Below are 20,343 nucleotides of genomic sequence, written 5' to 3'. Positions count from 1 at the left end.
TATTTGAGATGCTTATTTTTAAGAGTATGCTTTTATTTTAGGAATGTTTTGATCCGATGAGTCGAAAGCTCAGGTTGTGCTCACTCTTAAGTTGATGGGCATGGGGTCACAGCATTAACTATGGGATTATTAGGTGCAGGGATTCTACCAAGTAATTCTTATGCAGATGAAGGGGATATTACTAAAGTACAATCAATTTCGTCCCACAAACCTACAGAAGGACGAGTATTGAATTATATTGATACCAAAGAAAGTAATGAATTTCTGACTGATAAGGAAGTCAAATCAATTAATCTATCTGCTTTAAATTCTATATATCAAGAAGTGAAAAACATTACTGTCAGTAAATCCGAAGACGAACTAAATCGAATTGTAGCTGAAAAGATTAAAAATAATCAATCAGTATCACTTCGCTCCGCATATTCATTTCAAATACCTGGATTTGGAACATTAACTAATGCTGAAGTTGATTTGGCCAAGAAAAATCCATTCGAATTCGTAACTTATGGGGCTTGTTCCGTTTTAGCGAAGACAACTTCAGAGAAATACTACAGCAACCCAACTCTTTATCAAGGAAATGGTGATGCTTTTAGGCACTCTTTTTGGAATGCAGCCCTTGCTAAAGAATTAGGTGCTATTAAAGGTCGTGATGTGGGTGTTGCAAGAGCAAAAGTTTGGACAGATGCCCATGAGCAATATTCTAGTGGCGTTGATAAGGAAATGGACTTGTATAATAATGAAGTTGGTAGAACGATCGCTTACAACAATTATTCCTGGAGTATTAATCAGTATAGTAGTCATATAAGAAATGAAGTTGCAAATGGTTCAATGGTTAGAATCGTTGAAGACAAACTAGTTAAAACAAATGGCGATCTTTAATAAAATATCTTAATAAAAAAGAAGTTATACTATATAAATGTGTGTTTTTCTTTCGTATAAGGCAAAATCAATATAAGATAAGAGAATTCATATAAAAAAATACCCTATAGAAAATGAGAATAATCTATTCTAAAGGGTATTTTTAATATAAAGAGAGAATAATTGGAATCAGTGAAGATTCGAATTATCTACATCCTTTTTTAAAAACAAAAAGTTGGTTGTTTCTGACATAAACTTTTCGTTCAAATAATGAGCTTTTCAAAATTAACGTATGAATAATATTAGAAAAGGTTAAGTGAAAGCTTAGATTATAAAAATGTATCGATATAGTAGACACTCTAAGCCATTAGTTAATAATAGATCATTGTGAAATGTTTAAACTTTTTAAATGTGAATACAGTGTAGTTTCATAATAGAAGGGTGTAATTATTATTCTAAAAAATAAACAAAAGTTCGCACGAAATACCAATTTTACGAACAATAAGATGTATAATTTAAAATCAAATACAGTATTTAGGGATTTCGAGCTCGATAGCATGAATCTCTGTATATTAGTATGTGTCTATATAATTCATGCTTTATATAGAAATCATAAAATGCTAAGTTAGTTATTAATATTTTTTATGGTAGATTACATTTTAATTTATAAGATTTTTTCTTAAGTTGATCTAATTAACCCCTCATAATCATGATTAAATTAGCCAATTCATGTTAGATAACGAATTTTAAACTGTTTTCATATATTGATTTTTTTGTATGAATTTATATAAAAAAATTGTTTTATTTTACATACATTTATATGTAGTTTTTACACTAATTTTTATGGTTTTATACAAATTTATCACTTAGTTAGCTATAATTTTCATTTGACTAACTACACTATATCATTCAATTTTGTGTATATTTTAGTATTTCATAATTTAATTATGTAAATAAGTTTGTGTAAAAATTGAATTTAACGCGAACTTGTGTTCGCTTCTGTTTTCTGTTATATTATATATGAGGTGATTTTTATGGACTACAGCAAGCAACGTCAAAAATCCGTACATCGTAAAAAATTATACGAAAATCTAAATGAAATGCCCTTTTACATAGAAGAATTTGTGGAGTACAAAGAATTGCATGATGCCTCTCCCTCTACCCTACTCAATTATGTATATGATTTTAGAGTCTTCTTTAATTGGCTATTATCTGAACAAGTTATTGAATTAAAACCCATTAAAGACATATCCTTCGCTGATTTGGAGAATTTAAAGAAAAAAGATGTTGAAAACTTTATGAGATTTCTAAAACTACAACAGAACATGCAGAATTCTTCTGTTAACAGGAAAATTTCAGCCTTAAAATCTTTATTTAAATACCTTACCTCCCTGTCAGAGAACGAAGATGGAGAATGTTATTTTTATAGAAATGTAATGGCTAAAATTGAAATACATAAAGATAAAGAAACATTAAATGCCCGTGCAAAACGTATGAGATCTAAAATATTTCATAATAATGATGATCAAGAGTTTCTAAATTACGTTAAGTATGAGCACGAAAAATCTTTAACAAAACATCAGTTGTTCTATTTCCTAAGAGATAAAGATCGCGACGTAGCAATCCTCTCCCTTTTTCTTGGCAGTGGCATTCGTGTAAGTGAATTGGCGGATCTTCGTATGGAAGATATAAACTTAAAAGAAAGACTCATTGATGTAATCCGAAAAGGAAACAAAGAAGATTCTGTATGGATTACCCCAATTGCATTAAATGATCTAGAAAAATATATGGAAATTCGAGATAACAAATATGCTCCAGGGAAAGAATTAAAAAATGTGTTTTTATCGAAGTATAAACATACTGCACAGCCTCTTTCGGTTAGGGCTATCCAAGATATCGTAGAAAAATATACTAAGGCCTACGGTAAAAGAATGTCTCCTCATAAATTAAGACATACATTGGCAAATAAATTATATATGGAAGAAAAAGACTCGTTACAAGTGATGCAGCAACTTGGGCATACGAGTCAAGATACAGCTTTGCTATATACACAACTTGGGGAAACAACTATTAAAGATAGTTTAGGCAGAATAGGAAAGAATAAGGGATAAAAGTTCAGCAATTTTGCATTGTTGAACTTTTATCCCTTTACATACTTTATTTAGCTATTTATTATTCGTTTTAAATTTGATTTTATTATGTAAAAAATACATAATTTAAATCCTTCTATAATTGGTATATAAAGACTCTCTCTCGATGGATATAAATAGAAATTTTAGATTCCTACAATTGTTGGTTACGTTAAACACGGTTTTAATGTAAAATTGTTTCTTATTATTAACAGCTTCTCTAGACTTTATATGGACCTCTTATTTCCCTCTACTCTTTCAATATAAAATACAAACTTAAAATTAGATTACGAATAACTCTTTTATTACTATTTATGTTTATAACTTGTGTAGAGCAAATTTAAGTAAAGAATACAGAGTCAATAATTTTGGTTCTGATGCAAAAACACTTCACTACAACCATAGAACCGCAATATCCTGTTAACAGGGAGATTAAACAGCTAATCCAAACAACCTATGAATGAATTCAGCTTCATTTCGGGCAGATTTCACCCTTTAGTGAAGTTGCCCTTTTTTCATCATATGCATAGCTTCGATGCCATTTAAAATTAAAGTAGCTGTACGAAGTGACTTCAATCCTAACATAGAACGAACTCGCTTCTTGATAAAACGATGATCTTGTTCCACTATGTTATTCAAGTATTTCTGTTGTCTAAGTTGCATACCGTCAGGTATGCTTTTCTCCTTTTTCAACTGTTCAATTGCTATAGGATAAGCTGGATTCTTATCCACCGTAATGACGCGAGGTTTAGAAACATGAAAAGACCGCAAAGCTTTCTTGAAGAAGCGCTTTGCAGCCTTTGTGTCTCTTGTTTCACTGAGATAAAAATCAATCGTGCTTCCTTTGGAATACACTGCACGATATAGATACATACATTGACCTTTTATTTTGATATATGTTTCATCGACTTTCCAGGAGTCATTTGTTGTCTTAAGATGACGCCGTACTCTTTCATCTAATTCCGGTCCATATTGATGAACCCAACGCATAATCGTTGTCTGAGCAATCGATAAACCGCGCTCTTTCATCCTTTCCACTACATTACGAAAACTCAAGTTGTACCGCAGGTACCATCTCACTGTTAACAAAATAATGTTTGGTTGATAAAGCTTCCATTTGAACAAACTTTCCTTTTCCATACGAATCACACACCCTTTCTAGAGTAATAGTATCAGTATGTCCAAGTTTTATAGATTTATTGTAATTATCCTGAAGTTTTTGCACCAGAATCCTATAAAATGACTCAATTTCAAAACCACTGTTTCCAATTGAAGTTATAATAATTCATTATAAAATTCTTATATTTAACTGTATTGTAACATTCGACATGCGCAAGCTATCAATTTATATGGTAACATTTACCTGTAAGACAAATTATCAATATAGGAGGCAGATTTATTATGAAAGCAAGAAAACCAAAATCATTTGTAAAACAATGTACAGGAATCGCGTTGGCCAGTATGATTGGATGTAGTGGTATTGGAGTTTTCGCAACAAGTGTAAGTGCTGCCGAGAATGCTAATCCAGCTCCTTTGAACCAATCTCTTCAAGCAGAAGTGATGACAATTACACAGTTACAAGATGCTATTCAGCATAAAAATGATCCTTTTATTAATCAGGTGAAAATATTTATTGATAAACACAAGGCAGAATCAGAATTTTTATGGGGAAAAGTGAGTACTTCATTAAAAAACGACATTGTAGACCTGCTCACAGGTGACAAAAAAAATTACTCTAATAAAATCAATAGAGCCCTTGTAAAACATTTTAGAGAGGTCCCTAAATTATTGAAATTAGCAAGTCCAGAGTTTAAAAATGAAATTATTCAATTACTAAAATACTTATAAGAATGTCTATTAAGGGTTTATATTTCAAAGGTTTTGATATTAATATTTCCATAAATTTGTATTTACAAAGCACCTTTCAGCTACTAATATTTGTATATAAATATATAAAGAAGTTATTTGTATAGAATGGAAATAGGTTTAAATGCACATAGGATAAATCAATCTATAGTGTATTCAGCCATGGATACACTAAAAAAACTCATGATCCCCCTTTTACTCAAGCTAGAAAGATGAAAAAAAACCTGAAGATGAATCCTTTTTGAAAGGATTCATCTTCAGGTTTTACAATTATCGTTATCACACTTAGAATAAGTGGTGTCATAGTGCTAGAAGCTCCAATAACTTCAGATTTTGTCGTTTAGTCCCCATATCTCATTTCTCCTAACTCATAAAAATAACGTTATTACTTTATATAAAATTAATATGAAATAAGGACGTTAAGTAAACGCCTTTATTTATATTTTATTTCTTCCTTTAAAATATCTCATGTCTGATTCTCCTAAATCCTGTTTTCTAGAGTGTAGCTTCATGTAGAAAACTTTGCAGCAGAACCAGAATTACTAAATATCGCCTAAATTCCTTAGAAAAAAGTTAATAAATAAGCACATTGTATGGGGATTTTTTGATAACCTATGAACAGAATACTATTAACTCTGCTTTTTTTTAATTATCAACGTTTTTTATTTTATTTAGGAATAGCTGCTATACGTAAAGGTGCCCAATGGTATCCTGGTAGGGAAGTAGTTAGATAATAACTTTTATCACTTTTAGCATTTAATACAACCCAGCCATCATCTTCTCTAACTGTATTTATTAAAACACCTCTATCGTCAGCGTCTAAAGCCAAATAATGTTCTTTTCGCGTTGTACGTTGATCCTCAGAAAGATTAGGAGCAAATACAATTTGGACATCTTCCCTTGGTTTTATTCCAATTTCATAAGTCATACCATAATTTCCGTAGTTATATACCGTTTTATTATTAGATGCTTCATCTATACCTTTAGAGATATCATTGTCAGGAATCTTCCAAGGTGAATTTAAGTTATTGTTTTTAACGTGTGTATAACTAGGGCTAAAGCTAATTTGCTCACCTGCATATGCTCTCCATTTAAATGACTTTATAGCAGTAGGAAATAACCCTCTTATTTGATGTCCATCGTCTTTCAGCACTGTATTCTCTTTAATCACACGACTTGGATCTCCTTTGCCATCATAGGTCGCATAAGTCTTTAGTTCAATTCCACCTGTTACATAATCATCATTTTCGTCAGTAATCGTAATATCATACATACCCGATCCATAATATCTTTTTGTTACCGGAAACCCAACATACGTGGATTGATTTTTTGATAATGTCGCATACTTATAAGTCTTGTGGCTAGACTCTAAATATTTTTGGAAGACTTCTTGTCCTAATTTGGCACCATCACGACTTTCTACGTGAGCACGTTTTTTGAAGTTGACATTTATCTTTTTCCCAGACGTATTCTTGATATAGAAACCAACGTAATTTTCTGAATCATTATAGTTTTGGTGTGCCCAATAAATACGAAACTTACCAGTCCGATTTACTTCCGTACTATAAGCTAAAATACCCTGACGATTAAACATTTCAGGACTATTACTAACAAATAGGGGCCATTTCGTATTATCCTCAAACTCTAAAGATCTTGATACATTAGTGTAATCTTTTGGGTAGGAAATAACATCGTCTAAATCATAAGATGGTCTCAGAAGAGATTTACTAGATCGGTTGTTTTGAACTTCAGTTAAAACACTAAAATTAGCATTTTTACCTTTATTATCCTCAAAAGAATCAGTTTCTGCCTGAGCAGCACTATAAGAACTAGAAATTATGAATAGGGATAATGCTGTTGGGACTAACTTTTTAAATACTTTCATACTAAAATTCCTTTCTCTACCTATTTTTATTAAAAATACTGCTTCTGATTGTTAGCGCTTACATTTCTATTACTTGCAAATGATATGCTTTCTCCCATACCTGTTAAAGCTAAAGTGATTGCTGGAATAACTAACATTTTCTACATAATAAAAATCCCCCTTAATAATTTTTTCTGTTCACAAAGCAACCTTAACACATTTTACAAATAATGTTAGTTATTTAAATTTGATAAAATAATATTTTAATATTCTGTAATTAAAATTAGATATAGTTAATAGAATTATATAGACTTTTCTTAATGGATGTGTGGCCGCATAAAGAAATTCACTATTAATTGATTTTATTTAAAAATAAATTAAAATCACTCAAATAATGTTGCTAGTTTGCTATGATGGTAATAAATAGGATTAGGATACTTCTATGAGAGGCAGGAATTTATCATGAGTATTTCAGTAAAGAGGGGGAAGTTATCTGTACAGAAACTTGTTAAATTTTTCATTATATTGTACTCTAAGTTTTTTTATATATTTAACAATTTATTTCATCGCTATAAAACCTGCTATTATTACTGCAACATCAATAGGTTATAATAGGCTGCAATTTTTTTGGCTATTATTTCTACTCATTTTAGTTTCTATGACATATGGTTTAATAATAAAAAAATTAATTCGTTATAATTCTAGATCTTCCCATTCAGTTGCAAATGAAAGTGTATTATTTATATTTAGTCATATTTTCACTGCACTTATTCTCTTTTTTATTATATCTATTTAGGCTTTTAAACGAGTACCAAGTATATCACCACAAAAATATAGTTTTTTTCAGCGGTATAAGGAAAGAGATATAGCCATCATAGGCCTCATTTTAGGTACTGGCCTTCGAGTTTCTGAGGTAGCTAGTCTTACTATTTCTATTCTAGTATTAATTTCCGTCAGAGAACCGTTAAATTGTCACTTACTTGCCATTCAAAGATGATTTCCTCTATTTATCGGTCGTCCAAGACATTTACAATAATGAAATTGTTGCTTGGAAATTATCACATAGCAATGATTTACAACTTGTTCTCAAAACACTTGATTTAGCAACCAAAAAAAGAGATGTTTATGGAACCATCATCCAATCAGATCAAGGATTCCAATACACATCTCATGCTTATCATCGTACGCTTCAACAGCTAGGTGCCATTGGCAGCCACTCTCGCAAAGGAAACTGCCATGACAATGCTTGTATTGAATCATTCTTCTCTCATTTTAAATCTGAAATGTTTTATCTCAATTATTACCAAACAAAAGGAGAATTGATTCAAGCAATTGAAACATATATCTATCATTATAACTACAAACGATTCCAAAAACTACGCAGCCATCGAGCTCCGATTGAATATCGAATCTCAATGGCTGCGTAGTCTTTTTTAAAAGCTGTCTACTTTACTACTCTTCCTTGATAATAACCCTTACCATCAATTATATTCTTCAAATACCATTTCATTTTCCCATATTTTGTAGGTTCTTCGAAAGAATTGGCATAAACACCACTCGGATGACAAACATATTTTGCATACAAACCATCATTAAGTTCGTAAATCTCACCACATGTTACATTTAAGCTTTCCGCTTTTTTTGTACTTGTTAATTCTTCTGCCGATGCCGCCCCAATTCCTCCTGTTAACACAATACCAGCTGCTAATGCTCCAACCACTAGTTTCTTGAACATAAAAATACCCCCTTAATAATTTTATAACTTACAGCTCAACTGTAACATATTTTACATTATTGTAAATATTTTGTATATATAAAATTTTATTTGATTTTTGGGAATGTTAGCACTCTATTTTATCAAATTTATTTAAAACCTTCACAACATTCTTTATATATTCCTGTGTTTCCCATAGAAGGTACGTAGTAGACCCAAATAAAAACCTGATTTTAAACTAGGTTTGGAAATAAAAGTAAGAATGGTACTCAAAATTACACGAATCTCGGTTGTACCCCACCTAGAAGAGAAAACGCATCTTTCCCCTGCTACTTTATATGCTTACACAACTGAATTTGAAAAATTTCTAACATGGCTTATTGATAATTCACTTGCTGTTGATATTGGCAAGGTAGTTACAAAAATATGTGACGTCCTAATTACAATACTGGAAACTTTACCTTTAAATGATGTGAAACCTTTTCAAAGGTATCTTCAGGGAGAAGGCATTGAAACAAAAGCTATTAATAGAACTTTCTCTGCTTAAAAATCCCTATTCAAGTATTTAGCTCAGAATAAAGAAAATGAATACGGGAAAAATTACATCTCGCGTAATGTTATGGAGAAAATTGAGCTGCATAAGGAGAAAGTAGATGCAGCAGCAAGAGCAGATGACGTTGCAAACATGATATTTAATGAAAAAGATGATGTAGCTTTTCTTCAATTTCTAGCAAATGATTATGGTGAAATGTTGAAAGATATATCACCAAAAAAATATAGTTTTTTTCAGCGTGATAAAGAAAGGGATATAGCCATTATAAGCCTCATTTTAGGCACTGGGCTTCGAGTTTCCGAGGTAGTTAGTCTTACTATATCTAGTATAAACTTCCGTCAAGGGAAAGTAAAAGTGACGCGTAAAGGCAATAAAAGATCCTCCATATTAGCTACTCACTCTTGCTTAGATGATGTTCAGGAATATATTAAAGTTCGTCTTAGTAAATATAACTGCCCCCAAGATGAAGACTTACTCTTCGTAACAAATTATAAAGGGAAATATACGCAGTTAACTGTTAGAGCTATACAGAAGTTATGTGACAAATATTCAAGTGCATTTGATGAGAAGCGTAGCCCTCATAAACTACGACACACATATGCTACAAATCATTATAAGGAAAACAAGGACCTTGTATTACTTCGAGATCAACTTGGTCACACTTCTGTAGAAGTTACTAGTATCTATACAAATATTAATAATGAAAAGAAACGTGAGGCTGTTGATCGTCTAGAACGTAGACAATTTGAATAAAGATAGTTAATAATTGCACATTCTTCTCTATTTACTTATACTTATATTTTTTATAATTTATTAGTAAATATATATTATTTACTAGTTAACTCCTTAACCTTCATAGTGATTTTATAATAAAAACAAAGAAGAGATTGTACTTGCTTCATTTAAAAGAAGCACGGAAATCATGTGGAAACATTTTTATAAAGCAATGGAAAATAAAGAGCATGCAGTCGATAAAATTATTGCAATTTTCCTTGTATACCAAGATGCTGCCAATAATCCACCAATTCCTGGCGGATGCCCTTTACTTAATAATGCAGTTGAAAGTAGAGGTCTATTCCCAGAGTTACAAAACGCTACTAAAAAAGGCTATAATGATACAGTAATACTACTGGAATCCCTTATAAAAGAAGGGATAGAGAAAAAAGAATTCATGGCAGATATAGACACTTTATCGCTAGCTTCCTTTCTTGCATCATCAATGGAGGGAGTTATTATGGCTAGTCAAGTATGTAATGATAATATTCACCACTATTATTTTATTGAGCAAGTAAAACATTTGCTTACTTCTTATTCTAAATAATACTTTTATCTTATCCTAAACATCGCTCAAACAGGTCATCACTCTTCGAAGAAAGACACGCTGTCGCCTTTCCAAATAAAGAAATGCCCCCGCCCATTTGATCACTCTATTTTTATAATGGGCGGAGCTTTTATTTTTATATTTTTTCTTAATTGTGTTTACAACAATAGTTATGAATAAGTCATAGTAAAGGGCAATCTTAATCCTTTTGAGGCAGTACAATCCTCTTATATAATTGAACAGTCAGCATATAATAAGCCCCATAAATAATTATAAAAATAGAAATTGGCATCCATATGTTTAAATAAGGATTAACAACGTAAGCGGAAAAAATATTCATCCCAACAAATACATGAGTAATACCGACAATTGCAGGGAATACAAAGACAAAGAATAATTCTTTATAGATTGACTTTGTTAATAATTCACGGCGAACTCCAATTTTACGAAGCATTTGATAACGCGCCACATCGCTCGAAGCACCTGATAATATTTTAAACATGAGACAACTCGCCATCATTGTTAGGAAAGCAATCCCTAGGAAAAACGCCATAAACAATATTCCGTTTACAAAACCTGAATATATTGTGTAGAGATGGTATTTTGTTGATTCTAATAATACTGATTTTGCATTCTTTACTTCCTTTTCTAACTCAGTAATTAAATCTTTATACTTCACTAGTTGCAAATCATTAATTTCTTTCCATTCCTTCATATATTTCATGTAAGCATCTGATTTCCCAATAAATGCTACACTCTCTGATTTTACTATGTTCTCATACATATTTTGATCAACAATTTTAATAGGATGCTTCAAATGAAAAGCTACGTAATAAGGCACGATTACCTCAAAGCTCTTTTTCCATTTTGGAGACATTTCTTTCATAGCGTCTCCATCTTTTGTATCTCCCCCTAATAGAGAGTTTAAAGGTAGTTCCTCTGTATTACGTATTAGCTTTTTTTGTCCAACCGTATCATTTTCTATTAATAAAGGATCCTTTTCTAAATCTTCCTTAACGAAATAAACGAACTTCTCATCTACTTTATAGCGATATTCTCTTGTTTCTGTAAATTTAATATCACTTAATATTTTCTTTTCCTCAGCTGTTGGATTATGAATAGTAACATCATAATGGGTAAATTTATCTAATTGGAATGGAATATTATTTTTAAAAGCCATCCCTCCAGATATTGCTCCAGCACCTAATGCTACTAGCATTGTAATCGTAGCTAAGACTTTCGTTAGATTACTAATCCGATAGTTTAATTGAGCAAATGTAAAAGCGTTAATTCCTTTTTCATTAAACTTCTTATTAGATTTAATCATTTTTACGATAAGCGGTAATACAGCTCCAAATAACATATACGTTCCTGATGTTACAGTGATTAAAGATACGACTATGCCGATAACCTTTAACCTCCACATATTAATCATGGCAAAATACCCAACCGCTAATAAAATCAAGGCAAATACTGCAAGTACTGCCGTTTTTATTCCTCCTACCTTTACTTGATCCGTTTTTGCATTTCCATGCACTAGTTGCAATACCGAAGTATTTGATAATTTAAAGCCATTGATAACCGCATTAATAAAAAAGATGGTTAAGAAAAATGTACAAGTTGTTTTTAATGCTGTTAGATGAAATGCATTATATCCAACTGCATCAAATGCAAGTTGTGTCATAAGCAATTTGCCTGTCGTATGCGAGAGAACGATTCCAACTAATCCCCCAATTACAAGAGATGCAATTCCTAACCCCATCGTCTCCATAAACATAAGGGTTACAACTTTATCCCGTTTTGCCCCTAACATCATGTACATTCCAAATTCCCTTTGACGTAGAGAAAATAGAAATGAATTAGCATATAGAATATAGAAAAATGTCACAGTCCCAACTAAAAATGAGCCTGCTTTAAATATAAATAAAATCGCACCGATTGAATTATTTTCTTTCAAAAACACTTCATTAGTTCCTAATGTTTGGAACATATAAAAAATAGAAATGGCTATAATTAATCCCGTCAGCAAGATGCCATAATCTTTCTTCTTGCTTTGGATAGCCCCAATAGCTAATTTGAATAACATCATTGAACTTCCTCTCTTATATTTGTTTCGTATCCATGTTTGCCATAACATTTAAAATTTCTTTATAAAATATTTCACGATCACTCGTACGATGTAATTCTTTATATAACCCTCCGTCTTTAATAAATAAAATCCGTTCACAATAGCTCGCACTATAAGGATCATGAGTAACCATCATAATAGATACATTTTGCTTTCTATTTAGGTTTTTCATCGCCTCAAGTAAACTTTTCGCATTTTTGGAATCGAGTGCTCCTGTTGGCTCATCCCCTAAAATAATTGCTGGCTCGTGTACAAGCGCACGTGCTGCAGCAGTAAGCTGTTTTTGCCCTCCAGACACTTCCGCGGGATACTTTGGAAGAATTGATGAAATATCTAACATTTCCGCTACTTTCTCTACCTTTGGTTTAATATTTCGTGATGGAACACCTTGAAGTGATAAGGGGAGAGCAATATTCTCATACACAGATAAGTTTTCCAACAGATTAAAATCTTGGAATATAAATCCTAATTTTTGAGAACGAAAATCAGAAAGCTCATCCTGTTTCATTTTTGTAATATCCGTACCTGCAATTTCAATTACACCATCTGTCGCCTTATCTAATGTTGAAATAACATTTAGCAAAGTTGTTTTCCCTGAACCAGACGGCCCCATAATTCCAACAAACTCTCCTTCTCTTACCGAGAATGAAACATTATTTAAAGCATGCGATTGATTTTCACCTTGTTTTCCATACGTTTTTTTCACATTTTCAACTTTTACAACTGCTTTATTCATTTAAACCCCTCCAGGTATTTAATTTTATTCAAAACACTCTACTAATTTTAAAATGATTATGCTTTTTTCTTTCCATATGTCATAGTTCGCCACATTTTCTCTAACGGTCCCATTTTAAAGAATTTAAACCAAATCGAAGTATATATAATTTGGATAGTAAAAATAAGTAACGCTATCCAAATAGTTTGTGTTGGTGATACAATTTCAATATTTGCAAATGAAAATATCACTTTGGCAATAATACTTTGTGCTACATAATTTGTAAGAGCCATTTTTCCTACAGAGGCAATAGGTGTAAACAACTTAGCAATTGTTTTATTTTCTAACAATAAAAACATCGTACTTAAATACAAAACAACTGTTGGAATACTACTTAGTTTAATAATTAGGGATACTTGATCACTGTTTGCACTAGATGCTAGCCAAATCCAGACAGAACCACCAATGACTAACGGTAACATCGCCAATTGCATTCTCATAATTTGTTTTTTAAATTCCCCAATTCTTCGTATCCACCCTGCTTTAGATACCCCAAAGCCAGCTAAGAACATCAAGAAAATTAAAGTCGAATCTGTTGTCATAGATATTGCGATTGAAGTAACCATTTCATTTTTAATATTTACAAGTTGTATCACGATACAAAATAAATAAGCACTAGCAATCCCGCCTAGCCACTTAGCTATCGTAGATAAACTTGCATGATAAAATGGGATTAGTAATAAACCGATACATGCATAAGCAGGTAAAATACTCCCAAAGAATATAAAAATATGGAAAAGACTTATAATAAAAAGTGTTCCTAAACGTCTAGCAAATCGTCTTTTAGGATTATCACCACGCTTCTCAGCATTTGAAGCAAAAATATAAAAGCCTACCCCAAATAAAAATGAAAAAATAGAAAAGAACTTCTTTGTAATTATCACATCAATTAATATACGAATGACTTCATCTATACCACTATAATTCGTAGATGCTGAAGACCCCTCGACTACTATTTGAAATGCTGGTATGTTAATAAATAAAATACCTAACAATGCGAATCCACGAATAATATCAAGTGATATGATTCTATTTTTTGAATTTATTATGGAATTCATGATTTCCTCCTCTAATTAAATTATAGGTCGACCGAACCGGACGGTTCGGTCTAATTTTGTTAAGATTAATGGCATATTCTCGCTAGCTTATAACACTTTATAAAACAGCATCTAATTTTTCTAAGATTGCTTTGTCAATCTTAGTTTTATCGACTTTTTCTTTCTTAGAAATAATGCCTCTTCTATCTTCCCAATGTATAATATAATATTGATTTTTCTCAAAAACATCATTTGATGGAATTCGAAGCTTTCTTTCTTTTCCTTCTTTATCGTACCCTGTCACGTTATAAACTTTGTTTGTGCTCATTTCACCACTACTTAATCTGTCTCTTTCAACTATAGGATCGGCTATCATCTTCACGTAATACTCTTTCGTTGAATAATATCCATTGCTAGAGGTAAGATAATAAAAAGCACCACCGCAAATTACTACTAAAACCATAAAAGCTCTAAAAAACCATTTCATAAAAACACTTCTCCTTTTGTATTGATTAAACATCCATCATTAAGCCAGCTTCTTAAGTATGACTTAAAACTATATAGCTTACCATCCAACTTTCTTACATTAACATTACAAACCTGTAATGTTCCGCTCAATCTTTTTTCGAAATATATGCTGTGAATTTTAATCTACGTATTATCAGTAAACCAATATAATGAACAATTCAACAATATATGTTAGCGGACATGAAAGACCCATTTCAGGTATTGTGATGTCCGTTAATGCTTGTGTTGTGTCATCTGTTCCATTGCTACAAAAAATCCAAATGTAAATAGATTATAAAAAAAAAGTCTTAGAGATTACAATTTTAAGACGATTATCTTTTTTTATGGATGACCTTATCATTAAATTTCTTTAAATACGTGAACTGAATATACAGTTCGGTCTGATGTTTAGTTTATTAACCAAAGACAACATTAATTTCTAAGCTAATACGAGTAATTCATATGTACACATTACTTAAATCCACTTTATTTAATACTACTAGATCAAATTTTGGTTTCACACTTGAAAAATTTAATAAATAAATATTGAACAAATGCTCCCATAATTAATAGTTGGACTGGGAAAGCAAAAATGAAGTTTTTGAAAACTATTGAGTAGTAAAGATCAATTAATGACCTTTCACCTAAACCATTAGAAAAATGGGCATTCGCTATCCCATAAATAGACGTAAAGAGAACCCTACCAACTACCATAAAGAATGAAATAGATAGATCTACTAATTTCCCCTTAGATTTATCGTAAGGTAACAAAAATGCAATTTTCTTTGCGATTGGACCAACTATAAACAAATCTAATAACAAAGAAATTATAAAAACTAATGTTAGTTAAATAAGTACTCCTTTATGAAGTGCCCCCCGAAAGTTATCATCCTGATAGCATACTTTTATTCCGCATTCTTCTAAAAAACCAGAAAAAATGTCATCTTTAATAACTGATTCTAAATTTAATATCCCTTTTTCTCGAAAACTGTTATCATCTAGAGCAGAGGTTAAATGAAACATAACTAATTTATCAGGAATAATCTCATTGTCATTTAAATCAAAATGATTTAGTATATCTTCAATAGTAAGATCATTGTATTTCCATAGGCTATCATTATTAGTTATTCGATATTTATTGCTATCTATAAATGAATTTAAAATCTCTTCCTTAGTTTTAAGCAATGTAGAAAGTGACTTTATTGTTGTTTCAACACTTGAACAATTTAGCATTCTCATTTTATTTCTCCTCTAATATTTATCTTGTTTTTTTATTTGATTCTTTAACTGCATTATATAGTGCACTTTATCCAATATGCGCTTTTAGCTTTCTTTAAATTTAGGTCTTGATAACGTACGAAATTCGCGTTTTGTTGGTGCTACTTTATAACAAAATATCTCCTTCTTTAATAAAGCTCATCACAGCTTCTGCATACACCTTTACAACTAATTATAAGAATCCCTATCATTTTTTTCTTCCAATGAAATGTGTTTGTTATACCATTTATTTAGTTTTCCTTTGTAATACTTTTCGACTTCATAATCTGAAATCCAAATTTCACGATCATAGATTTTACTCATTACTCTTTCTAAAACACCCTCATGTTCTCTCGGTTTCAATCTACGGTTATGAACCTTAATCTTTTCTATATAAGCCTCTCTCAGCCAAATTGATATGGTTTCACGCTGTTTTTGCTTTAGGTGAGACCATTTCTTATTAGTTTGTAGTAATTGCCCCTTAGAATTCCTTGTGTGATTCTTCATCGAATGCTACCTCCCCTACTTTATTTTTACTTATTTCTTATTCGAACCGAAAACACTGCGCATTCCAAATCGAGTCACAGCATATGTGGTGCCAATTTTACGGATTGAGCCTTTTGGGAAATCATTTATTCTTTTACGTAATGTTGATGATTCAATTCCCCACTCTTCTATTGCATCCGTACTACTCATAATTTCGTTATCCAATAGGTTAAGGTCTCCCCAATCAACATCTTCAAAATTAAATCCATCCATCTCTAGCTGCTGCAGCATGTCTCTTTCGTCTCCTTTTAGCGCAAACAAATTATGATCCTCTCCCTGATGGACTTCTTCTAACACTTCTACGTTTAGATACTCATTGTCAGTTACCTCAATCGTACTATTCTCAGATATATAATAGTAGCTACCTTCTTTTACTTTGAATATAGCCTTATTCCATATACCATCTGCACTAGTACCTTCAAAAATCCGTTCTGCTTTCATATTAATTCATTCTCCTTTCACGCAAACGTGATATAATTCGAATTACTTCAACTGTATCACGTTTGCGTGAATTATTAAAGCGAGAGTTATGATTCAAATATAAGTAGGTGTATAAAGACAATAAAGTTATTTAACTTTAATACCTAAAACAAGCATAACCCCGTACTAAATTTAGGACGGGGTTAAAATATAGATATTTAATTTTCGACATCAGATACTTCACTGTACTCAAAAATATAACAATACAGTCGTTTGGAAATCAAAGGTTTATTCAATAATAGCGCGCGATCCTGGAAAATTTAAAAAACGTTTATTTTTCTTTTAACATTGAATACTTTTGATAAGTTTTATAGAAGCTGATACCAATGAAAACAAGCATAAGGGCTGGAAGCAACCTCAAAAGGACAAATGGAGTTTCAAATAATAATGCTTTCCAAAACAATGCACCTTTCATACTCCAAAGACCTTCAGTTAAATATAAACCTGAATTCTTGTAAAGCATATGAAAATAAGGCAATAACAGTATACCAATACCAGATGAATAACCCATCAATCTTTTATAATAATTGCTCTTTGATTGGCGATCCGAGAAGATTTCATTTTGATCATCATCATCTTTTTGCCAATATCGAGTTCCACTAAGCCAGGGCCCCTTTATATAGTTCCAACCGAAATCTTCATATATCCCTCTGTAATCTTTAAACTTTTTCTTTGACAAGTAATCTTGATAATCCAGTCGCATCACATATCTCTTGTCGGTTTTTTCGAAAGTGTATATTCCTAGTCCACTAATATTTGTACAACGATAGCCCTTTTGTAATTGCTCGTTCAGCCATTGCTCCTCTTTTCCAATATCAAAAAATATCTTAAATTTCTTCATTAGATTCACTTCTTTCGTACAGAGATAAAATATGTAATAACCTGTTTTGTTCCATTTTCAAAATGGCGCTTCCTTCTGCAGTTATCATATAAACTTTTCTTCGACCCAACTCTCCAACAGGTTCAATCCAACCATGCTTATTCAAGTTTTCAATCGCACCGTATAATGTACCAGCTGCTAAAATGACAGTACCTTTACTCATCTTTTCTATCTTCTGCATTACGGCATAGCCATGGAGTGGCTCACGCATAGCTAATAAAATATAATGCATGGTTTCAGACAACGGTAATAATTTATGTTTCATATCCTCACCCTTTATTCAGTTCGACTATATAGTTCAACTTAATAATAACGTAATACAGTTCAACTGAATAGTCAACAACATTTTCAAAATTAGTCAAAGGAACTTAAAATAAATAGCTTGATAACAAGGGGGAAATCAAGCTAAAAAGTCACTTTCCTTACGTAAGGGAAAACGACTTTTTGTGTAGTCTTATTCAATTAAATGGCTCAATTGTTGAAGAATATGACCAGCATTTTTTAAATAACTTTATTATGTTTTAAATGAATTTATTGTAAATTAAACAACTTTATTATCTCTGGACAGTAGGATACTTTAATTAACTGTTTTTTCCGAATTTTGTTGAAAAATAAATATAAAATAGTTAAATACAAAGGGGATTTTGCTACAATGGTAATATATAACATTAGCATACTTCTATAGGATGGGGGAATATATAATGATTGTTTCAGTAAAGGGGAACGAGCAAGTTACCAAAATGTTAAATGACTGGTATATAGAGATACGTGCCAGACATGTAGGAAAGGCACATAATTTAAAACTTGAGATTGATCAAAAAATACATAACATTGAAGAAGATCAAAACCTACTTTTATACTATGCTCTTTTAGACTTTCGTCATCAATATATGCTTGATAGTTTAAGTATTGGAAAAGATAGTTTTGATAAAGTAGATTCATTGGGTGTACCTGCAGATCAGTTTTTACAATACTACTACCACTTCTTTAAAGCTATTCATTCAAATATAACAGGTGATTTTACATGTGCAAAAGAACATTATAATCAAGCTGAATTACTCTTAAAACACATTCCTGATGAAATTGAACATGCTGAATTCCATTTTAAATTATCAACTTTCCATTATCATATTTATAAACCGCTTGCTGCAATTAAAGAAGCTACCAAAGCAAAGGATATCTTTAAAAAGCATGCAGGATATGAAACTAATATTGGGTTATGTGATAATTTAATCGGATTAGCTTGTACTCATTTAAAACAATTTGAGGAAGCTGAAGAACATTTCATTACAGCTATTAATACATTCAAAAAATCTGGTGAAGAAAAGAATATCACGTTTGTACGCCATAACTTAGGTTTAATGTATTCAGGTCAAAATTTATCTGAACTAGCAATACGATACCTCTCTGAAGTAATACAAGAACTCCCTAAAGATTATAAAGCAATCTTTATTAAAGCTAGGGAGCATATGAAAATCGGTGAGTCCAAAGAAACGTCTAATCTTATAGTGAAAGGCTTAGAGATTTGTAAAGAGCTAAAGAATGAGGAATACGAACATCACTTTTTAATTTTAGAAAAATTAAATCAAAAGGTCGCTGCTGACGAATTAGAGAAGACAATTAAAACAGGAATTTCTTATTTTAATAAAGAAGACCTACATGAATATGTACAAGAATACACTAAAAAGTTAGCGGTTTTATTCCATCAAGAAAATAACCGTTCAAAAGCAAGCGATTATTTTTATCTTAGTCATCAAGCAGAAGAACAAAACTTTGAAAAGGAGGCTTTAAAATGAAAAAAGTAATGTTTAGCTTAATTGGATTAACAGCCGTATTCACATTTATGTTTAACGCTAACAATGTAACTGATACACAACAAGCTCTTAGCGGGGATAAAATCGTACAATATGCTCACGGCCATACTGGTGGATGATAAATAAACAAAGGTCTTCACTTCATTGTGAGGGCTTTTATTTTTATATGGGATCTCTGTGTGAGAATAACAAAGTATTAAAATCTTAAAATTTTAATATACCGAAAACATTATAATTATACCGTTTTTTTGCATCCATAAGAAGGTTCTAAAAAGATTAGAACATTTAAAGAGAGGAAGAAACTATTAATGCATACACAAGAAAATTTTTATAAGAAATTAATAGAGGAAAAAAGATTAGTAACGATATTTTTATTAAACGGAGTAAGAGTGCCAGGGATCATTATCGATGTTGATAAATTTTCAGTGCTAGTTTCCAGTCACGGAAAGCAACAATTCATTTACAAACAGGCTATTTCAACAGTTTCTTTATGAGGGGTACCGTCACATGCCCATCAACTTAAAAATCTTCACTACCCCCAAGTGTAAAAAAACGTTATTCTTTCTAAAAAAGCTAGACTAGAAAGGATGACGTTTTCTTATGAATCTCTCGAT

The 20,343-nt window shown here is 31.4% G+C and carries 19 protein-coding genes and 4 pseudogenes; 11 read left to right on the top strand and 12 right to left on the bottom strand.

Translation table 11 applies throughout. The features are described 5' to 3' along the window. Nucleotides 1-120: 120 nt before the first annotated feature. Nucleotides 121-879: a DUF6973 domain-containing protein gene (locus MR168_RS25480; protein WP_242291580.1), complete on the top strand. Its 759-nt coding sequence runs from the start codon at nucleotides 121-123 to the stop codon at nucleotides 877-879. A 1,013-nt stretch (nucleotides 880-1,892) separates the two neighbouring features. After that, on the top strand, nucleotides 1,893-2,969 hold the full coding sequence (gene xerS / locus MR168_RS25475; protein WP_086412521.1) for a tyrosine recombinase XerS: 1,077 nt from the start codon (nucleotides 1,893-1,895) through the stop codon (nucleotides 2,967-2,969). A 516-nt stretch (nucleotides 2,970-3,485) separates the two neighbouring features. Here xerS (MR168_RS25475) and MR168_RS25470 read toward each other — a convergent pair. After that, nucleotides 3,486-4,127 (bottom strand): annotated as a pseudogene (locus MR168_RS25470) (IS6 family transposase); the annotation flags it as partial. A 261-nt stretch (nucleotides 4,128-4,388) separates the two neighbouring features. On the opposite strand from MR168_RS25470, the gene MR168_RS25465 reads away from it, so the two are divergent. Further along, entirely contained in the window at nucleotides 4,389-4,835 is a 447-nt protein-coding gene (locus MR168_RS25465; RefSeq protein ID WP_086411876.1) for a hypothetical protein, read from the top strand. Between the two features lie 685 nt (nucleotides 4,836-5,520). Here MR168_RS25465 and MR168_RS25460 read toward each other — a convergent pair. Further along, nucleotides 5,521-6,738: a hypothetical protein gene (locus MR168_RS25460; protein WP_086411877.1), complete on the bottom strand. Its 1,218-nt coding sequence runs from the start codon at nucleotides 6,736-6,738 to the stop codon at nucleotides 5,521-5,523. A 472-nt stretch (nucleotides 6,739-7,210) separates the two neighbouring features. Here MR168_RS25460 and MR168_RS33745 point away from each other — a divergent pair, with 472 nt between their 5' ends. From MR168_RS33745 to MR168_RS25450, 3 genes and pseudogenes are all read left to right on the top strand, one after another. Beyond that, a complete protein-coding gene (locus MR168_RS33745) occupies nucleotides 7,211-7,513 on the top strand; it encodes a hypothetical protein (protein WP_348980678.1) in 303 nt (100 codons plus the stop codon). A 21-nt stretch (nucleotides 7,514-7,534) separates the two neighbouring features. After that, nucleotides 7,535-7,692, top strand: a pseudogene (locus MR168_RS25455) (tyrosine-type recombinase/integrase); the annotation flags it as partial. Between the two features lie 5 nt (nucleotides 7,693-7,697). Next, the gene (locus tag MR168_RS25450) at nucleotides 7,698-8,144 is read left to right on the top strand and encodes a DDE-type integrase/transposase/recombinase (protein WP_153579093.1); all 447 of its coding nucleotides are present in this window, start codon (nucleotides 7,698-7,700) and stop codon (nucleotides 8,142-8,144) included. Between the two features lie 17 nt (nucleotides 8,145-8,161). On the opposite strand, the gene MR168_RS25445 is transcribed toward MR168_RS25450, so the two are convergent. Then, on the bottom strand, nucleotides 8,162-8,452 hold the full coding sequence (locus tag MR168_RS25445; protein ID WP_000473808.1) for a hypothetical protein: 291 nt from the start codon (nucleotides 8,450-8,452) through the stop codon (nucleotides 8,162-8,164). A gap of 283 nt (nucleotides 8,453-8,735) precedes the next feature. Here MR168_RS25445 and xerS (MR168_RS25440) point away from each other — a divergent pair. Next, nucleotides 8,736-9,737 (top strand): annotated as a pseudogene (gene xerS / locus MR168_RS25440) (tyrosine recombinase XerS); the annotation flags it as partial. Between the two features lie 118 nt (nucleotides 9,738-9,855). Then, nucleotides 9,856-10,305, top strand: a pseudogene (locus MR168_RS25435) (TetR family transcriptional regulator C-terminal domain-containing protein); the annotation flags it as partial. A 199-nt stretch (nucleotides 10,306-10,504) separates the two neighbouring features. Here the strand turns inward: MR168_RS25435 and MR168_RS25430 are convergent. The 9 genes from MR168_RS25430 to MR168_RS25390 form a co-directional block, all read right to left on the bottom strand. Next, complete coding sequence (locus MR168_RS25430) at nucleotides 10,505-12,391, bottom strand: ABC transporter permease (protein WP_242291579.1); 1,887 nt, start codon at nucleotides 12,389-12,391, stop codon at nucleotides 10,505-10,507. Between the two features lie 16 nt (nucleotides 12,392-12,407). Then, nucleotides 12,408-13,169 carry an ABC transporter ATP-binding protein gene (locus MR168_RS25425; RefSeq protein WP_086411881.1) on the bottom strand — a complete coding sequence of 254 codons (762 nt, stop codon included), beginning with the start codon at nucleotides 13,167-13,169 and terminating at the stop codon, nucleotides 12,408-12,410. A gap of 56 nt (nucleotides 13,170-13,225) precedes the next feature. After that, nucleotides 13,226-14,266 carry a DUF418 domain-containing protein gene (locus MR168_RS25420; RefSeq protein ID WP_001084461.1) on the bottom strand — a complete coding sequence of 347 codons (1,041 nt, stop codon included), beginning with the start codon at nucleotides 14,264-14,266 and terminating at the stop codon, nucleotides 13,226-13,228. Between the two features lie 97 nt (nucleotides 14,267-14,363). Further along, nucleotides 14,364-14,732, bottom strand: coding sequence for a YxeA family protein (locus MR168_RS25415; RefSeq protein ID WP_086411882.1), 369 nt, complete (start codon nucleotides 14,730-14,732; stop codon nucleotides 14,364-14,366). An 866-nt stretch (nucleotides 14,733-15,598) separates the two neighbouring features. Further along, a complete protein-coding gene (locus tag MR168_RS25410; RefSeq protein WP_228497306.1) occupies nucleotides 15,599-15,991 on the bottom strand; it encodes a hypothetical protein in 393 nt (130 codons plus the stop codon). 207 nt (nucleotides 15,992-16,198) lie between these two features. Further along, on the bottom strand, nucleotides 16,199-16,516 hold the full coding sequence (locus tag MR168_RS25405; RefSeq protein ID WP_242291578.1) for a transposase: 318 nt from the start codon (nucleotides 16,514-16,516) through the stop codon (nucleotides 16,199-16,201). A gap of 30 nt (nucleotides 16,517-16,546) precedes the next feature. Continuing rightward, complete coding sequence (locus MR168_RS25400; RefSeq protein WP_086411884.1) at nucleotides 16,547-16,996, bottom strand: helix-turn-helix domain-containing protein; 450 nt, start codon at nucleotides 16,994-16,996, stop codon at nucleotides 16,547-16,549. A gap of 310 nt (nucleotides 16,997-17,306) precedes the next feature. After that, a complete protein-coding gene (locus MR168_RS25395) occupies nucleotides 17,307-17,876 on the bottom strand; it encodes a DUF2812 domain-containing protein (RefSeq protein WP_086411885.1) in 570 nt (189 codons plus the stop codon). After that, the gene (locus tag MR168_RS25390) at nucleotides 17,863-18,180 is read right to left on the bottom strand and encodes a PadR family transcriptional regulator (protein WP_086411886.1); all 318 of its coding nucleotides are present in this window, start codon (nucleotides 18,178-18,180) and stop codon (nucleotides 17,863-17,865) included. The genes MR168_RS25395 and MR168_RS25390 overlap by 14 nt, the downstream gene beginning before the upstream one ends. 436 nt (nucleotides 18,181-18,616) lie before the next feature. On the opposite strand from MR168_RS25390, the gene MR168_RS25385 reads away from it, so the two are divergent. The 3 genes from MR168_RS25385 (at nucleotide 18,617) to hfq (ending at nucleotide 20,223) form a co-directional block, all read left to right on the top strand. After that, a complete protein-coding gene (locus MR168_RS25385) occupies nucleotides 18,617-19,711 on the top strand; it encodes a Rap family tetratricopeptide repeat protein (protein WP_086411887.1) in 1,095 nt (364 codons plus the stop codon). Beyond that, nucleotides 19,708-19,848: a hypothetical protein gene (locus MR168_RS25380; protein ID WP_000757390.1), complete on the top strand. Its 141-nt coding sequence runs from the start codon at nucleotides 19,708-19,710 to the stop codon at nucleotides 19,846-19,848. Before MR168_RS25385 ends, MR168_RS25380 begins: the two co-directional genes overlap by 4 nt. Nucleotides 19,849-20,037: 189 nt before the next feature. After that, complete coding sequence (gene hfq / locus MR168_RS25375) at nucleotides 20,038-20,223, top strand: RNA chaperone Hfq (RefSeq protein ID WP_086411888.1); 186 nt, start codon at nucleotides 20,038-20,040, stop codon at nucleotides 20,221-20,223. The last annotated feature ends 120 nt before the right edge of the window (nucleotides 20,224-20,343 follow it).

The sequence above is a fragment of the Bacillus cereus group sp. BfR-BA-01356 genome (assembly GCF_022663635.1).
Lineage (GTDB): Bacteria > Bacillota > Bacilli > Bacillales > Bacillaceae_G > Bacillus_A > Bacillus_A cereus.
This window is presented reverse-complemented; position numbering and strand designations above follow the sequence as displayed.

Bases quoted from the DNA above. Each gene is read 5' to 3' on its own strand.
- MR168_RS25480 (WP_242291580.1), top strand. From the start codon at position 121: ATGGGATTATTAGGTGCAGGGATTCTACCAAGTAATTCTTATGCAGAT.
- xerS (WP_086412521.1), top strand. From the start codon at position 1,893: ATGGACTACAGCAAGCAACGTCAAAAATCCGTACATCGTAAAAAATTA.
- MR168_RS25465 (WP_086411876.1), top strand. From the start codon at position 4,389: ATGAAAGCAAGAAAACCAAAATCATTTGTAAAACAATGTACAGGAATC.
- MR168_RS25460 (WP_086411877.1), bottom strand. From the start codon at position 6,738: ATGAAAGTATTTAAAAAGTTAGTCCCAACAGCATTATCCCTATTCATA.
- MR168_RS25445 (WP_000473808.1), bottom strand. From the start codon at position 8,452: ATGTTCAAGAAACTAGTGGTTGGAGCATTAGCAGCTGGTATTGTGTTA.
- MR168_RS25430 (WP_242291579.1), bottom strand. From the start codon at position 12,391: ATGTTATTCAAATTAGCTATTGGGGCTATCCAAAGCAAGAAGAAAGAT.
- MR168_RS25425 (WP_086411881.1), bottom strand. From the start codon at position 13,169: ATGAATAAAGCAGTTGTAAAAGTTGAAAATGTGAAAAAAACGTATGGA.
- MR168_RS25420 (WP_001084461.1), bottom strand. From the start codon at position 14,266: ATGAATTCCATAATAAATTCAAAAAATAGAATCATATCACTTGATATT.
- MR168_RS25415 (WP_086411882.1), bottom strand. From the start codon at position 14,732: ATGAAATGGTTTTTTAGAGCTTTTATGGTTTTAGTAGTAATTTGCGGT.
- MR168_RS25410 (WP_228497306.1), bottom strand. From the start codon at position 15,991: ATGAGAATGCTAAATTGTTCAAGTGTTGAAACAACAATAAAGTCACTT.
- MR168_RS25405 (WP_242291578.1), bottom strand. From the start codon at position 16,516: ATGAAGAATCACACAAGGAATTCTAAGGGGCAATTACTACAAACTAAT.
- MR168_RS25400 (WP_086411884.1), bottom strand. From the start codon at position 16,996: ATGAAAGCAGAACGGATTTTTGAAGGTACTAGTGCAGATGGTATATGG.
- MR168_RS25395 (WP_086411885.1), bottom strand. From the start codon at position 17,876: ATGAAGAAATTTAAGATATTTTTTGATATTGGAAAAGAGGAGCAATGG.
- MR168_RS25390 (WP_086411886.1), bottom strand. From the start codon at position 18,180: ATGAAACATAAATTATTACCGTTGTCTGAAACCATGCATTATATTTTA.
- MR168_RS25385 (WP_086411887.1), top strand. From the start codon at position 18,617: ATGATTGTTTCAGTAAAGGGGAACGAGCAAGTTACCAAAATGTTAAAT.
- MR168_RS25380 (WP_000757390.1), top strand. From the start codon at position 19,708: ATGAAAAAAGTAATGTTTAGCTTAATTGGATTAACAGCCGTATTCACA.
- hfq (WP_086411888.1), top strand. From the start codon at position 20,038: ATGCATACACAAGAAAATTTTTATAAGAAATTAATAGAGGAAAAAAGA.